Origin of the sequence: Mangrovimonas sp. YM274, assembly GCF_030908385.1 — a bacterium.
GTDB lineage: Bacteria > Bacteroidota > Bacteroidia > Flavobacteriales > Flavobacteriaceae > Mangrovimonas_A.
The window spans coordinates 2,395,973-2,411,550 of record NZ_CP133091.1 but is presented as its reverse complement, the minus strand read 5'-3'; the positions used below and the strand labels follow the sequence as shown (position 1 = coordinate 2,411,550).

14 protein-coding genes are annotated in these 15,578 nt (G+C 39.6%); 9 read left to right on the top strand and 5 right to left on the bottom strand.

Going from position 1 to position 15,578, the window contains the following annotated elements:
• Nucleotides 1-16: 16 nt before the first annotated feature.
• From RBH95_RS10340 to RBH95_RS10320, 5 genes are read left to right on the top strand one after another with little or no spacing between them, the layout of a single operon-like run.
• Nucleotides 17-1,132 carry a DUF2891 domain-containing protein gene (locus RBH95_RS10340; protein WP_307899518.1) on the top strand — a complete coding sequence of 372 codons (1,116 nt, stop codon included), beginning with the start codon at nucleotides 17-19 and terminating at the stop codon, nucleotides 1,130-1,132.
• Nucleotides 1,125-2,348 carry an Nramp family divalent metal transporter gene (locus RBH95_RS10335; RefSeq protein ID WP_307899517.1) on the top strand — a complete coding sequence of 408 codons (1,224 nt, stop codon included), beginning with the start codon at nucleotides 1,125-1,127 and terminating at the stop codon, nucleotides 2,346-2,348. The genes RBH95_RS10340 and RBH95_RS10335 overlap by 8 nt, the downstream gene beginning before the upstream one ends.
• Complete coding sequence (gene pxpA / locus RBH95_RS10330) at nucleotides 2,348-3,088, top strand: 5-oxoprolinase subunit PxpA (RefSeq protein ID WP_307899516.1); 741 nt, start codon at nucleotides 2,348-2,350, stop codon at nucleotides 3,086-3,088. Before RBH95_RS10335 ends, pxpA begins: the two co-directional genes overlap by 1 nt.
• Nucleotides 3,089-3,092: 4 nt before the next feature.
• Nucleotides 3,093-3,824 carry a 5-oxoprolinase subunit PxpB gene (gene pxpB / locus RBH95_RS10325; RefSeq protein ID WP_307899515.1) on the top strand — a complete coding sequence of 244 codons (732 nt, stop codon included), beginning with the start codon at nucleotides 3,093-3,095 and terminating at the stop codon, nucleotides 3,822-3,824.
• Nucleotides 3,821-4,684: a biotin-dependent carboxyltransferase family protein gene (locus RBH95_RS10320; protein WP_307899514.1), complete on the top strand. Its 864-nt coding sequence runs from the start codon at nucleotides 3,821-3,823 to the stop codon at nucleotides 4,682-4,684. The genes pxpB and RBH95_RS10320 overlap by 4 nt, the downstream gene beginning before the upstream one ends.
• Here RBH95_RS10320 and RBH95_RS10315 read toward each other — a convergent pair.
• The 4 genes from RBH95_RS10315 to RBH95_RS10300 all read right to left on the bottom strand — a co-directional run bounded on the left by RBH95_RS10315 (nucleotide 4,681) and on the right by RBH95_RS10300 (nucleotide 8,386).
• Nucleotides 4,681-5,382, bottom strand: a complete 702-nt coding sequence (locus RBH95_RS10315; RefSeq protein WP_307899513.1) for an RluA family pseudouridine synthase — start codon at nucleotides 5,380-5,382, stop codon at nucleotides 4,681-4,683. The genes RBH95_RS10320 and RBH95_RS10315 overlap by 4 nt on opposite strands.
• Before the next feature lie 26 nt (nucleotides 5,383-5,408).
• Complete coding sequence (gene panB / locus RBH95_RS10310; protein WP_307899512.1) at nucleotides 5,409-6,227, bottom strand: 3-methyl-2-oxobutanoate hydroxymethyltransferase; 819 nt, start codon at nucleotides 6,225-6,227, stop codon at nucleotides 5,409-5,411.
• Nucleotides 6,228-6,324: 97 nt separating this feature from the next.
• The gene (locus RBH95_RS10305) at nucleotides 6,325-7,749 is read right to left on the bottom strand and encodes an L-serine ammonia-lyase (RefSeq protein WP_307899511.1); all 1,425 of its coding nucleotides are present in this window, start codon (nucleotides 7,747-7,749) and stop codon (nucleotides 6,325-6,327) included.
• Between the two features lie 145 nt (nucleotides 7,750-7,894).
• The gene (locus tag RBH95_RS10300) at nucleotides 7,895-8,386 is read right to left on the bottom strand and encodes a hypothetical protein (protein ID WP_307899510.1); all 492 of its coding nucleotides are present in this window, start codon (nucleotides 8,384-8,386) and stop codon (nucleotides 7,895-7,897) included.
• A 252-nt stretch (nucleotides 8,387-8,638) separates the two neighbouring features.
• On the opposite strand from RBH95_RS10300, the gene dnaK reads away from it, so the two are divergent.
• From dnaK to RBH95_RS10280, 4 genes are all read left to right on the top strand, one after another.
• Nucleotides 8,639-10,546, top strand: a complete 1,908-nt coding sequence (gene dnaK, locus RBH95_RS10295) for a molecular chaperone DnaK (protein ID WP_307899509.1) — start codon at nucleotides 8,639-8,641, stop codon at nucleotides 10,544-10,546.
• A 281-nt stretch (nucleotides 10,547-10,827) separates the two neighbouring features.
• On the top strand, nucleotides 10,828-11,355 hold the full coding sequence (locus tag RBH95_RS10290) for a lipocalin family protein (protein ID WP_307899508.1): 528 nt from the start codon (nucleotides 10,828-10,830) through the stop codon (nucleotides 11,353-11,355).
• Nucleotides 11,356-11,459: 104 nt separating this feature from the next.
• Nucleotides 11,460-12,689, top strand: a complete 1,230-nt coding sequence (locus RBH95_RS10285; RefSeq protein WP_307899506.1) for a class I SAM-dependent rRNA methyltransferase — start codon at nucleotides 11,460-11,462, stop codon at nucleotides 12,687-12,689.
• Nucleotides 12,690-12,748: 59 nt separating this feature from the next.
• Nucleotides 12,749-13,696 (top strand): nitronate monooxygenase family protein, encoded by a 948-nt coding sequence (locus RBH95_RS10280; protein ID WP_307899505.1) that lies wholly within the window; start codon nucleotides 12,749-12,751, stop codon nucleotides 13,694-13,696.
• Between the two features lie 62 nt (nucleotides 13,697-13,758).
• Here the strand turns inward: RBH95_RS10280 and RBH95_RS10275 are convergent, their stop codons facing one another.
• The gene (locus RBH95_RS10275) at nucleotides 13,759-15,435 is read right to left on the bottom strand and encodes a T9SS type A sorting domain-containing protein (RefSeq protein ID WP_307899504.1); all 1,677 of its coding nucleotides are present in this window, start codon (nucleotides 15,433-15,435) and stop codon (nucleotides 13,759-13,761) included.
• Nucleotides 15,436-15,578 lie beyond the last annotated feature (143 nt).

Sequence of the window (15,578 nt, the reverse complement as noted above, 5' to 3'; positions counted from 1 at the left end):
AAATAACTATTAGTAAATGAAACAATATTATGTTGTAATGGCGCTTGCTGTGGTGTTCTCCTGCAAGAATCCGTCAGGTGAAAATAAGCAAGTAGCTAAAGAAATAGCCCGAGAAAAAACAGAAAAAGCACCTGTGCTAAATCTTGAAGAAGCCAGAAGGCTATCCCAAATGCCCTTGCATTGTATGGACACCGAATATCCCAATAAATTAAATCAGGTGATTGGAAGTGAGGAGGATTTGCAATCCCCAAAGGCATTGCATCCCGCATTTTATGGCTGTTTCGATTGGCATTCGGCGGTACATGGGCATTGGAGTTTGGTGAGTTTGTTGAAGAGGGTTCCTGAGTTGGAAGGTGCTTCAGAGATAAAAGGAAAGCTACTGGGGCATATTTCTAAAGAGAACATTGCTCAAGAAGTCGCTTATTTTTATGGCGAACATAACAAGACTTATGAACGGACTTATGGTTGGGCGTGGTTGTTGAAATTAGCAGAGGAGCTTCATACTTGGGATGATCCAGTTGCCAAAGAGTTAGAGAGTAATCTACAGCCATTGACAGATTTAATCGTGACAAAATATTTGGAGTTTCTTCCCAAATTGAACTATCCCATTAGGGTAGGAGAGCACCCAAACACTGCCTTTGGCTTATCCTTTGCCTATGATTATGCTTTAAGTGTGGGGCATATAGCTTTGAAAGAGATGATTGAGGGTAGAGCCAAGGATTTTTATATGAATGATCAAGGGTGCCCTTTATCATGGGAACCGGGAGGTTTTGATTTTTTGTCGCCTTGTTTGGAAGAGGCTGCTTTAATGAAGCGAATTTTGCCAAAAGAAACCTTTAAACCATGGTTGGCTGACTTTTTACCGCAACTAGTAGCGTCTAATTTTGCTTTAGAGGTAGGTAAGGTGTCCGACCGTTCTGATGGAAAATTGGTGCACTTGGATGGCGTGAATTTTTCAAGAGCTTGGAGTTTGATGAAAATATCAGAAGGCATTCCAGAATATCAATATTTACAGAACATCGCCTATAAACATATCAATCATTCGTTGCCCTCTATTGTTGGGGATAGTTATGAAGGTGGGCACTGGTTGGGAAGTTTTGCTATTTATGCATTGAATTCTGTTCATGAGTAAGTGGCTTAAGAACATTGGCCCAGGGCCTTTGGTAGCAGCTGCCTTTATTGGGCCTGGAACAGTAACCGTATGTACCATTGCAGGGGTTCAGTTTGGTCTGGATTTGTTGTGGGCTATGGTTTTTTCTATTGTGGCTACCATAGTATTGCAGGAAATGGCAGCTCGTCTAGGTATTGTGACGCAAAAGGGATTGGCAGATGTGTTGCAGAGTGAGATAAAGAACAAATTGGCTAAACGATTTTTAGTGCTTTTGGTGTTATCCGCGATTGTTGTCGGCAATACGGCTTATGAAGCCGGAAATATTAGTGGTGCTGTGTTGGGATTGGAGGCTGTGTTTGGAAAAATAAATCTTCAGTTTTTAGGATTTTCTATTAATCTCCATGTAATCCTCGTTGGAATTTTAGCCTTTTTGTTGTTGTTTCAGGGAAGTTATAAGTTGTTGGAGAAAGTTCTTTTGGCAATGGTCATTCTTATGAGTGTGTCGTTTTTGGCTGTTGCAGTTGTGACTCGTCCCAATATAGTGGACATCATAAAAGGGATTATCATGCTTAAGAGCCCTGAAGGAAGTTTGATGACCATTGTGGGGCTTATAGGGACCACTGTGGTGCCTTATAATTTGTTTTTGCACGCCTCATTGGCGAAAGAGAAATGGAAAGATAAAGAGAGCTTAAAATTCGCGAGAATAGACACGGGTATTGCTGTGGTGTTAGGAGGAATGGTTTCTATGTGTGTAATTATTGCAGCATCGGCCGTAAACGGCTTGGAGGTGACTAATGCAAGCGATTTAGCAAAAAGCTTGGAGCCCTTGTTTGGATCCTTTTCAAAATATGTCATTTCCGTAGGCCTATTTGCAGCAGGAATCACTAGTGCTATTACGGCGCCTTTGGCAGCAGCTTATGTGGCCTGTGGGTGTTTTGGGTGGCCTTCCAATTTAAAATCGATTCGATTTAAAGTAGTTTGGAGTGTTGTTTTGTTAGTTGGAGTTTTAGTTTCGATGGGAGGTTTTAATTTAATAGAAATCATTCGTTTTGCTCAATTTTCAAACGGATTGTTGTTGCCGTTAATCGCTGGGTTTTTACTATGGGCTATGAATAGAGCGACTTTGTTGGGGACTTACAAGAATTCCATGTTTCAAAATAGTATGGGAATGATTATCTTAGTTGTGACCATTCTTTTAGGGTTGAAAAGTATATTGAAAGTTTTACAAGTGGTATAATGAGTCGTTTTGTTGTAGATATTAATGCGGATGTAGGTGAGGGTTTAGGCAACGAAGCGCAGTTGATGCCTTATATTTCGTCATGTAACATAGCCTGTGGTGGGCATGCTGGAGATGAGGAGAGTATGCGGGCTGTGGTGAAGTTGGCCAAATTGTATAAAGTAAAGGTGGGGGCACATCCTTCATATCCGGACAAAGAGAATTTTGGTCGTGAACCCATAAAGATTTCCTGCGCAGATTTATATACCTCCCTTAAAAAACAGGTAAGGAGTTTAACAGCGGTTCTGTATCAAGAAAATGTACCGTTGCACCATATCAAACCTCATGGTGCCTTGTACAATAAAGTAGCTGTTGATGTAAAAACAGCTCAGGTAATTATTGAGGTGGTTAAAAGCATTGCGATGCCGGTTGCTCTATATGTGCCCTATAAGTCGGTGATTGCCGATTTGGCCTCAAAGGAAAATATTAAGGTGACTTATGAGGCTTTTGCCGATAGGAATTACAATGATGATTTGACCTTGGTGTCCAGAAAGGAACCTGAGGCTATTATTGAAACTACAGAAGCTGTTTTTGATCATGTCTACAACATGATTTTAACGCAAAAAGTAAGGACTGTTTCTGGTTTTGAAATGGATTTAAAAGCCGATACGTTTTGTGTTCACGGCGACCATCCAAAAGCAGTACAAATACTTCAAGAATTGACTGCCAAATTAAAAGTGAATAATGTGAAAATTTTATGATGTTATGAAGGGTTTTCAGTTGAAGTTTTTACCTTTCAATGAACGTTCTATTTTAGTGGAATGGCCTTCTCGTATTGATGAAGATGTGTTAAAAGATGTACTTTTGTTTAAAAATATTATTCAGAAAAATCTTTCTAAAGTTGTTGTTGAGGTAATCCAATCATATAATTCATTATTAGTTATTTATGATTCAACTATTGATGATTTCAATGGTGAAATCTGGAAGTTGAAATCATTGAGTGAATCGCAAGTTGATGATGTAAATTTGGAATCTTTGGTTTGGGAAATTCCAGTCTGCTATGATACTAAATTTGGTTTAGATTTGAACGAAATTTCAGAAGAAAAAAAGTTGACAAAACAAGAAGTAATCCAACTGCATTCCCAACCATTTTACACGGTTTATTTTATCGGGTTTTTACCCGGATTTTTATACTTGGGAGGATTGGATCATCAGCTTCAGTTTCCACGAAAATCCAAACCGAGAATGAAGGTCGAAAAAGGAGCGCTGGCCATAGGTGGCCATCAAACCGGAATTTACCCAAATGAAAGTCCGGGAGGGTGGAATATTATTGGAAATTCTCCCTTAGAATTTTTTAATCCGCAGCAATCGCCGCCCTGTTTTGTAAAAGCGGGGGATCAAGTTCAGTTTGTTCCAATAGACATTCAGGAGTACGAAAAGATAAAAAGGGATGTGGATCTTGGAGTGTGTCAGCCTAAATTTAGAAAGCGGTTATGATTAAGGTTCTAAAGTCAGGATTGTATACTTCGGTTCAAGATTTGGGCAGGTTTGGGCAAGCTAGTTTTGGAGTACCTATGTCTGGTGTTATGGATATGCAATCTGCAAAGTTTGCGAATGTACTTTTAGGGAATCCGGAACATGCGGCTGTTTTGGAGATTACCATGGTAGGTCCAGAATTGGAATTTACAGAGGCGACGAGTATTTGTATTGTTGGAGCTGAAATGAGCCCCAAGGTTAACGGAGCAGCTGTTAAAAACAATATGGCTATTAACGTTTTTAAAGGAGATCGATTGACTTTTGGACGATTGCAAAAGGGGATGAGGTGCTATTTGGCGGTTTTGGGAGGTGTTCAAACAGAATCCGTATTGGGAAGTCGGAGTATGTATTGGCCAGTGACGCTACAAAGTAGACTTGAAAAGGGAGATGAGTTGAAGCTTGTGGAAATGAAGAAACATTCTTTAGAAAGGCATGCAGTTGTTAGGTTTGATGACTCCTATGTTGTTTCGGAGACTTTGGAGGTTTTTGAAGGGCCAGAGTTCAATGAGCTCTCCAAAGAGCAACAAACCATCTTGTTTTCAAAAACATTTACAATTTCGAACCATAACAGCCGTATGGCCTATCAGTTGAATGAAACCCTTCAAAATAGTTTAAACGCCATTATAACCGCTCCTGTGCTCCCTGGAACGGTGCAATTGACACCTTCTGGCCAGTTAATCGTATTGATGCGGGATTGTCAAACAACGGGAGGCTATCCAAGGGTGTTGCAGCTTACGGAAGCTTCTATCAATTCATTGGCTCAGAAAACTACAGGTAATACCATAAGATTTCGTTTGAAACCATGGAATTTGAATCGTTAATCTAGACAAGCATCCCAAAGTGGATCATTGGGAAGTGGAGCGGAAATGCTTATCGCTTCTTTTGACACAGGGTGTGTGAATTCCAGTTTTCTAGCATGTAAATGAATGCTGCCATCAGGGTTGCTTCGGTCAAAACCATATTTTAAATCCCCTTTTATTGGGCATCCAATACTAGATAATTGAGATCTAATTTGATGGTGGCGGCCTGTTTCCAATTCAATTTCCAGCAGAAAATAATTGTTCAATTGCTTGAGAAGGCTGTAGTGCAATACGGCTCTTTTGCTACCGTTGGTTTCCTTGTGGAATGCGGAGGATTTATTGTTTTTCGGATTCTTTTTTAACCAATGGATAAGCGTGTCTTCCATTTTGGGAGGTTGGTTTTTAACCAATGCCCAATAGGTTTTGGAGGCGCTTTTTTCTGAAAACAATTTGTTGAGTCTTGGAAGTGCCTTGCTGGTTTTTGCGAACAGCACAATGCCTGTAGTGGGTCTGTCTAAACGGTGTACTACGCCAAGGTATACGTTTCCGGGTTTGTTGTATTTGTCTTTTAAATACGCCTTAACAATATCGCTAAGCGGCGAATCCCCGGTTTTGTCTCCTTGTACCAAATCACCAGCGCGCTTGTTGACCACAATAATGTGGTTGTCTTCATATAAAACTTGAAGATTTTCTGGCGTGGATATGGTTTTTGTGCCCACTAGACTGATATTGGTAAATTAGAACCTTAGTATTGTTCGTTGTCGTTAGGGAAATCCAGGGTCTTCACATCGTCTACGTATTGTGAGATGGCCGAGGTCATGTCTTCATAAAGATTCATGTAGCGACGCAAAAATCTTGGATTAAACTCATGGGTCATTCCCAACATGTCGTGTAATACCAAAACCTGTCCGTCTACACCATTTCCGGCTCCAATACCAATAACAGGAATGGAAACGCTTTCAGCAACCTCTTTGGCCAGTTGAGCAGGGATTTTTTCTAAAACAATGGCGAAACAACCAGCTTTTTCCAACATTAAGGCGTCTTCCTTAAGCTTTTTGGCTTCTTGCTCTTCTTTAGCTCTTACGGTATACGTTCCGAATTTGTAAATAGATTGTGGCGTCAATCCTAAATGCCCCATAACAGGAATACCGGCGTGAAGAATACGTTTGATACTCTCTTTGATTTCTTTACCACCTTCAAGTTTTACGGCATGTCCGCCACTTTCTTTCATGATTCTAATGGCAGATCTAAGGGCTTCCTTAGGATCACTCTGATAGCTACCAAAAGGTAAATCCACTACAACCAAAGCACGTTGAACCGCCCTTATTACAGAAGAGGCATGATAGATCATTTGGTCTAAAGTGATGGGAAGTGTTGTTTCGTGACCAGCCATAACATTACTGGCAGAATCTCCAACAAGAATAACATCTATTCCAGCTTCATCAACAATTTTCGCCATAGTATAGTCGTAGGAAGTAAGCATAGAGATTTTCTCTCCGTTTTGCTTCATTTCTACCAAGGACTTAACCGTAATTCGTTTGTATTCTTTTTTAGCTACAGACATCGTGTTTTACATTTAGGAGATGCAAAAATAATGAGTTTAAATAAGAAATTATGCTATTAAAGCTATTATTCCTTTGTGTTGAAACGCTAAAACTTTGTTAACAGTCGGTTAGGTTAACTCCTACGGCCAAACCTCCTTCTGAAGTTTCTTTGTACTTGGAATTCATGTCCTTTGCAGTTTCCCACATGGTGTTGACTACTTTATCCAATGGCACTTTTACATTGTTGGGGTCTGTGTCCAGGGCCAATTCAGCGGCATTAATGGCTTTAATGGCTCCCATAGAGTTACGCTCGATACAAGGCACCTGTACCAATCCGGCAATTGGGTCGCAAGTAAGTCCCAAATGGTGTTCCATGGCAATTTCTGCAGCTACCAATACCTGTTCGGGAGTACCTCCCAAAAGCTCGCAAAGGGCACCAGCGGCCATGGCAGAGGATACACCTATTTCGGCTTGGCATCCACCCATTGCAGCAGAGATCGTAGCGCCTTTTTTAAAGATGCTACCAATTTCTCCTGCCACCAAAAGGAATTGTTTTATATGTTCAAAATTGGCTTTGTGGTTTTCAATCACCATGTAGTACATCAATACGGCAGGAATTACCCCGGCACTACCATTGGTAGGAGCTGTAACTACACGTCCCAAGGAGGCGTTTACTTCATTTACCGCCAAAGCAAAACAACTTACCCATTTAAAGATCTGTCTGAATTTCACCTCGGTATGGCGAATGGTCTCTAACCATTCCTCCGGTGTATTGTAAGGGAGATCTCCTTTAAGTTTTTGATGGGTGTCGTAGGCACGCCTTCTCACATTAAGGCCACCTGGCAGGTTTCCTTCGGTGTGGCAACCTAGGTACATGCATTCCAACATGGTGTCCCAAACACGTTTTAATTCAAAATCGATGGCAGCTTCTTCTCGTATGGATTTTTCGTTTTCCAAAACAACTCCTGAAATGGGCAATTCCAATTGTTTGCAGAAATCCAATAATTGGGTGCCTGTCTCGATAGGGTAGGGAAACGTGCAGTAAAAGATGATTTTATTGGCTTTGGATACTTTGCGTTCTTCCTGAACAACAAATCCACCGCCAATAGAGTAGTAGGTAGATTTATAGTTTCTGCCATTTATGGTTGCTGTAAAAGTAAGACCGTTGGCATGGAATGGCAGAAATTTTCGATTGAACACAATTCCTTCGGAAACCTCAAAAGGAATCATTTTTTCGTTATTGAAACAAAGTGCTTTGGAATTTTTGATGTTGGAGATGATAACATCAATATCTTCGGTTGGAATGCGTTCTGGGTCGGCACCACTTAAACCTAAAAGCACGGCGTAATCTGTGGCATGCCCTTTACCGGTTAATGACAAAGAACCGTAAAGGTCAACTTTAACTTTTTCAACCTTATCAAATTTATTGTTGTTTTTTAATTCTGCAATCCAACGTTCTGCAGCCCTCCAAGGCCCAAGTGTATGGGAACTAGATGGTCCCACACCAATTTTTAACATGTCAAATACACTAATGCACTCCATTTACGAAAACGATATAATTGAGCGCAAATATACAGTTTGTTGAAGAAGATAAGGGGTATAAAAGTGCAAAATAAACGTTAATGCTCTAGAGGCATCAACGTTTATTTTAAGTGTTTTAATTTTAGTGATTTACACTAGGGTGAAGTTACTTTTGTTCAAAAGTAGAAATGCCTCCAGCCTCCATAACGGCATCTAAATTATTAAGGTCTACACCATCAATATTGTCGGCAGGGACTACAACCACTCTGAAATATTGGTCTTGGGTCCACTCTGGTCCAAGGATGTCTGGGTTTATGGTTCCGTCCAAAAATAATCGTACATCATCTTGAGTGAAATCAAAGTTGTATACCAAGGAACCTTCAACAAATTCAGCTGTTTGTGGTAGAGGGCGCCAAATATCTTGACCATCAAATTCCCAAGAAATGTAAACTAATACCACATCCGAAGGGTAGACCTGAAAGCCATAAGGCTCTAAAATTTGATAGCCATTACCAGAAGTAAAATCGACTTCTATTTCAAAGGCACTAGCCACAAAGATACTGCCTGGTTGTCCAGGAGGGCCAGGAGGACCTTGGTCACCTTCACAAGCTGTAAATAGCAGGGAGGCAAACATTAAAAGTGCAAAAAGTTTTTTCATAATAATTCTTTTTTTGTGTAAAACTGATGTTTAAAACACTAAAGTTACAGAATTTAAAAGAATGGATGGGCTATTACTATTAAAATAAAAAGAGTTTAGACAAAGTGATTGCCTTTCTTTTCAAGGGGTTGCAAAAGGCTTTAAATAAGAATGTGACATCGTGTCATATTTTTTGTCATGGCATAATCATTGACATATACCTCCTGAATTTAAAACTGAACATTCAACGCAACAAATAAAGAAATTAGTATTATGAGTAAAATTATTGGAATCGATTTAGGTACAACAAACTCTTGCGTTTCTGTAATGGAAGGTAGCGAGCCTGTTGTAATCCCAAACGCAGAAGGTAAGCGTACTACGCCATCGGTTATTGCTTTTGTTGAAGGAGGCGAAATTAAAGTAGGTGACCCAGCCAAAAGACAAGCAGTAACCAACCCAACTAAAACGGTTTATTCTATTAAACGTTTTATGGGGAATAAATATTCTGAATCTAAAAAAGAAGCAGAACGCGTACCATATAAAGTAGTAAAAGGAGATAACGATACTCCACGTGTGGATATCGACGGACGTTTGTACACACCTCAAGAACTTTCGGCTATGATTCTTCAAAAAATGAAGAAAACTGCTGAAGATTACTTAGGACAAGATGTAAGCCGTGCCGTAATTACAGTACCTGCCTATTTTAACGACTCTCAGCGTCAAGCTACTAAAGAAGCTGGTGAGATTGCAGGTTTAAAGGTAGAAAGAATTATTAACGAGCCTACGGCAGCTGCCTTGGCTTATGGATTGGATAAAAAAGGTCACGATCAAAAAATCGTCGTATTCGACTTTGGTGGAGGTACACATGACGTTTCTATCTTGGAATTGGGAGACGGTGTATTTGAAGTATTGTCTACCGATGGAGATACGCACTTAGGTGGTGACGACGTAGATGAGAAAATCATCAACTGGTTGGCAGAAGAGTTTAATGCTGAAGAAAACATGGACCTTCGTAAAGATCCTATGGCATTACAACGTTTAAAAGAAGCTGCAGAAAAAGCTAAGATTGAGTTGTCATCTTCTGCGCAAACAGAAATCAACTTACCTTATGTTACTGCAACTGCTAGTGGACCAAAGCACTTGGTACGTACCTTGACGAAAGCTAAATTTGAGCAATTAATCGACGATTTGGTAAAACGTACCATTGCACCATGTGAGTCTGCATTGAAAGCGGCTGGTTTGTCTAAGAGTGATATCGATGAAATTATCTTGGTAGGTGGATCTACACGTATTCCTGCAGTTCAGGATGCGGTTGAGAAATTCTTCGGTAAAAAACCAAGTAAAGGTGTAAACCCAGATGAGGTAGTAGCTGTTGGTGCCGCTATTCAAGGTGGTGTATTAACAGGAGATGTTAAGGATGTATTGTTATTGGATGTGACGCCGTTGTCTTTAGGTATTGAAACTATGGGTAATGTAATGACCAAGCTTATCGAGGCCAATACAACTATTCCTACCAAAAAGTCACAGGTGTTCTCTACGGCAGCGGATAACCAACCATCGGTTGAAATCCACGTGTTGCAAGGAGAGCGTCCAATGGCAGCAGACAATAAAACAATTGGTCGTTTCCACTTAGACGGTATTCCACCAGCAAAAAGAGGAACACCACAAATTGAAGTAACCTTTGATATTGATGCCAACGGTATCATTAAAGTATCCGCAACAGATAAAGCGACAGGTAAATCTCAAGATATCCGTATTGAAGCTTCTTCAGGATTGACAGAAGAAGAAATCCAAAAGATGAAGCAAGAAGCTGAAGCAAACGCCGAAGCAGATGCTAAAGCTAAGGAGACTGCGGATAAGTTGAACAGTGCCGATGCCATGATTTTCCAAACCGAAAGTCAGTTGAAGGAGTTTGGTGATAAATTATCTGATGATAAGAAAAAGCCAATCGAAGATGCTTTGGAAGAGTTGAAGAAAGCTTACGAAACCAAGGATATCGCGGTAATTGATCCTGCTTTGGAGAAAATTAACGAAGCATGGAAAGTAGCTAGCGAAGAAATGTACAAAGCACAAGCGGAAGCACAACAAAACGGGGCTGGAGCACAACCTGAAGGAAACGCAGGTAGCGATGCAGGCGAAAGCAACGATGTTGAAGACGTAGACTTCGAAGAAGTGAAATAACAAATTCCTTCGAAAGAAGGAATTTCAAGCAATGAAAACGCAACCAGAAATGGTTGCGTTTTTTGCTTTTTGGCAAGATAGCTTATGAAATAGATGTTTTTTTTAAATTGGTTAAAAAGGTTGTGAAAAAGTGAACTGTAAATATTTGATTTAAGGGTTTATGTGCTTATTTATTGGTTTTGTTGTTAAAAAAAGTAGGAAAAAGTTTTATTTTAACATTTTATTATTGTTAAGTTTGATCTTCAATTTTATTAACCAATTATAATTATTCAAAAAAAATTATGAAAAAACTTAATCTATTGTTTGCATTCGTTACATTGCTATTTGTGTCGTGTTCTAGTGATGATGGTAATGATAATCCTGCTGTTATTACCGGAGAACTTGCAGGGTCTTGGTCCATGGTAGAGTATAACTATGAAGGGGAAACATCCTATGAATATATGGGGCAATCAGTATCCTCTGATGTTGTAGGGGAAGCTTACGACATAGATTACGTTTGGACGTTCACTGAAACTCCTAATGAAGTAATTGCCGATGGTGCTTTTGGGCTTGAGGTAACCGCAACAAGTCAGGGAGAGAGTGAAACTCAAGATTTTGGTATGATTTCACAATATTTAGAAGGAACTTGGGAAATGGAAGGAGATGTAATTACAATGACTAGTGATGAGTTAATACAAGAGTTTGTGATACTAGAAATGACAGAAACAATGATGAAATTGAAAAGTGATATTTCAGATACTCAAAACCAACAAGGTTATGAAGTTACTCAAACAATGACTACTTTTCAAACTTTTGTTAGAGAGGAGTAATAAAAAAAAACGAAAAAACAAAAAACGCAACCATTTCTGGTTGCGTTTTTTTATTGGCTTTAATCCAATTAAAACCTATAATTTTGAAACCTTAATACACAGCTATGTTATTTTCTGAAACTATAAAGTCCAATTATCAGCCCAAGCGTTTGGCGGTAAAATTAAATGCCAAAGGCGAGCAGTTTGTAGTCAAAGGCCATCCTTGGGTGTTTTCAAACAGTATTGTCAAAATCAATGAGGATGCAAAATCTGGTGATTTGGCCATTATTTTTAGTAAAAACAAAAATAAGGTAGTGGGCTTGGGGTTGTATGATGCAGCCTCTCCAATCCGCATTAAAATGTTGCATAGTGGGGCAGAGCAAGCCGTCATAAATACCGACTTTTTTCATCAGAAAATTCAGGAAGCCTTTGCACAACGTCAGGAATTATTGCAGACCAACACCAATAGTTACCGTCTTATTTTTGGTGAAAATGATGGGTTTCCGGGGTTGATTGCCGATGTATATGCCCATGTTTTGGTGGTGAAACTGTATTCCGAAATTTGGCTTCCGTATTTGGAAACTATTTTACCCATGATGCGGGAGTTGTCCAATGCTGAAACCGTAGTGATTCGTTTGAGTAGAAGTCTTCAAAATAAGCCTAATCAAAAGTTAGTTGATGGGGCAGTTGTGTATGGAGTATTGGAGAGTGCGGTTGTGGAATTTGTGGAACACGGCGTGAATTTCTCTGCTAACGTGATTAAAGGGCATAAAACAGGCTATTTTTTAGATCATCGCGCCAATAGAAAACAGGTGGGGGAATGGAGTGATGGGAAAACTGTTTTGGATGTGTTTTCGTATGCAGGAGGATTTTCGGTACATGCGTTGTATAATGGAGCTACTGCAGTAACTAGTTTGGATATTAGTAAACAGGCGTTGGAGGTGGCGGTGGCCAATGGAAAATTAAATGCGTATTCCGGTGTACATAACACCATCGCAGGTGATGCATTCAAAGAACTGGAAAACCTAATCAAGCAAGGAGAGACATTTGACGTGGTGGTTATTGATCCGCCTAGTTTTGCCAAACAGGCTTCTGAAGTGGATTTGGCAAAAAAGAAATACGCACAATTGGCAACATTGGGTGCGCAGTTAACTGCTAAAAAAGGGTTGTTGGTGTTGGCTTCTTGTTCTTCAAGGGTGGTTGCTCAGGCCTTTTTTGATATCAACAAACAAGTATTAAATAGTTCAGGGAGAACCTTTGAATTGATCTTAAAAACTCAGCATGACAGCGATCATCCTGTTAACTTTCCAGAGGGAGCCTACTTGAAATGCGGTTACTATCGATTTTTAGATTAGACATATTTTTGTTATGCACGCATAGTAAAATGCTTATATTTGTTGTATAAGCAAACTATATGACCTCACAACTTACAGAAATTCTCGATATTAAATATCCCATTATCATGGCACCCATGTTTTTGGTGTCCAATACAGACATGGTAAAGGAAGCTATGAAGGAAGGGATTGCAGGGTGTATTCCTGCGTTAAATTATAGAACCCTTCCCGAACTACAGGCAGCTATAAGAGAACTTAAGGCGGCCAAGCCTTTAGGTGGCGCCTTTGGGTTTAATTTAATTGTCAACAAATCCAATGTCAAATACAAAGAGCAATTAAAATTGTTATGTGAAGAAGGTTGTGATTTTATTATTACCTCTTTGGGAAGTCCCGAAGAAACGATTCGCGAAGCGCATAAACACAATATTAAAGTTTTTTGCGATGTCACTGATCTTGCTTATGCCAAAAAAGTAACTGAGCTTGGAGCAGACGCTGTGATTGCCGTCAACAATCAAGCAGGAGGTCATCGAGGTGGGATGTCGCCAGAGCAGCTCATCAAGGAAATCAAGACGCATTGTAATATTCCTGTGATTTCTGCTGGGGGTGTTGGAATGAAACAACATGTGGATGACATGTTGCAATATGGCGCTGCGGGAGTTTCGGTAGGGAGTCCGTTTATTGCTTCCAAAGAAGCTAATGTCACTAATGAATATAAGCAAGCATGTATCGATTATGGAAAGGACGACATCGTGATGACTGAAAGAATATCGGGAACACCTTGTACCGTCATCAATACACCATATGTAAAAAAAATAGGCACAAAAACGACGTGGTTGGAGGGGGTGATGAATAAAAACAAAAAACTAAAAAAGTGGGTGAAAATGCTGCGTTTTTATTTAGGTATGAAAGCCACAGAGAATGCGGCGCTTAAAGCTACGTATAAAACAGTGTGGGTAGCTGGACCTAGTATAGAATACACAACGAAGATTCTTCCTGTAAAGGATATTGTAAGAAGATTGACGCGATGAAAGATGTTTGAATAAAAAAAGGGAAACATTTAGTTTCCCTTTTTTTATGGAATTATTTAAGCTTATTGCTTGATTAATTTTGTGGTGGCTTGTTTACCTGTAGCGGTAGAAGTTTTTAGGATGTAGTTACCTTGCGCTAAGTTGGAAATGTTTACTTCTTCAGATAAGCTGTTTCCTTTATGATTTAATACAACTTGTCCTAACAAGTTAAGTATCGTGATGTCTGTAATTTGTTCACCAGCTTTTACAGTTACAAGATTGTTTGCAGGATTTGGATACACAGACAATTGCTCCAATTCATAATTTGGATTGGATAACGTAGCTTCATAGGTTACAGTAATGGTCCAGGTATTGTTGTCTACTTTGTTGTCTACCGTAGTACATCCATCATCGCCAGTAGTGTAAGTTTTCCAAGCATGAAGAGCGAATTCCACATCTCCCGTGGCTCCGTCAGCGATGTCCAAACCGGTACGGCTGTAATTATAGGTGCCGCCAAATCCTGATCCTCCAGATAAAGAAGACTCGGCCTGTCCTGTTGTGTTGCAAGCTAAAAGGGATGCTTGGTCACTAATCCATCCAGCATCATTGGCAGTCATGCTATAAGAAACGTCTACGTTAGCAATTTGATAGCCTTCAGGCACACTAATTGTTAATAAACCTGGGCAACTGCTAACAGAGCTTGCAGAAGGTGTATCATATTCCGTAGGTAAATCTCCTTCTGTATAGGTGGCACTTACTTGGCCAGGAGTAAAACTTATCAATTCCCAAGCTCCTAAGTCGTCAACTCCACAGTTGGTACGGATCCAGAAATAATAGGTAGTTCCTGTAGTTAAGTCAGCAAGAGATACAGATGTTTCGGTAGCAGCCAAATTAGCGGTTGGCTCTGTCGTTTCGTCTGGAGCAGTACTATCTGTAGTTAAGTAGTAATCCAATCCATTAGCAGGGGCTGTTGTTGGTGAATCCCAAGAGATTTCTGCGGTATTAGCTGTGGCAGAAGCTTCTAGGTTAGTAACAGGTAAACATGAGGGTGCTAGCTCAGCTGAAATAGCCATGATATTTATGATACCTGGAGAAGAAGTTGTTTTCTCTATTTCAATACTTTCAATGGTTTTTCCATAGTTTTCTGGAAGAATATCCAATTGAACTTGATAAAGTCTTGGGTTTCCATTTGTAGGATCAGTTTCGATTTCGTCATCGCTTCTGTTTACTCGGCCAAAATCAGATAGAGCAATAGGTTGTTCATTGCTACTGTACCAATCGGGCATCAGAGAACCGTTAAAAATTTGGATTGACGCATCTGTAAAGGTGATAATCGTTGTAAATTGCCCACTTCCACTTCCTGTGGTTCCTACCACAAATAATTTGGAGGCCTGTACGTCATTTGTAAATGTTAGTGTCCCACTATTACCTTGACTCACCAATCTTAAAGAATTATTGGAGGCAAAATCGGCTAATTGAAAGCTGATATCAGGCGTTGCTTCAGAATTAAATAGTCCATCGGCAGGAAGGGCAAAATCAAAGTTTGCGGTACCGGTAGGGTTAAAGTCGGTACTCATAAAACACCAGTCGACACCGTCGACATCATCTGTGGTTGAAGCCATGGCTGTAGTTGCACCATTTGCGACAATATCCGCTGTAAATCCAGAATCTACTATTAAGGGCTCATATTCTTGAGCATTTAACATTAATGAGGCTCCTAAAAAGGTACCTAAAAAGAGGTTGGGTAATTTTACATTCATAAATAATTAAATTAATGTGTTTGTTAATAATACTTAAGTTGCTTTTATTTCTCTCAAATATATAAACATTCTTTAATTTTAACGAAATATCTTACATATTATTAAACTTATTTTGGCTTTGTTAGTTTAAGCAATATTTTTTG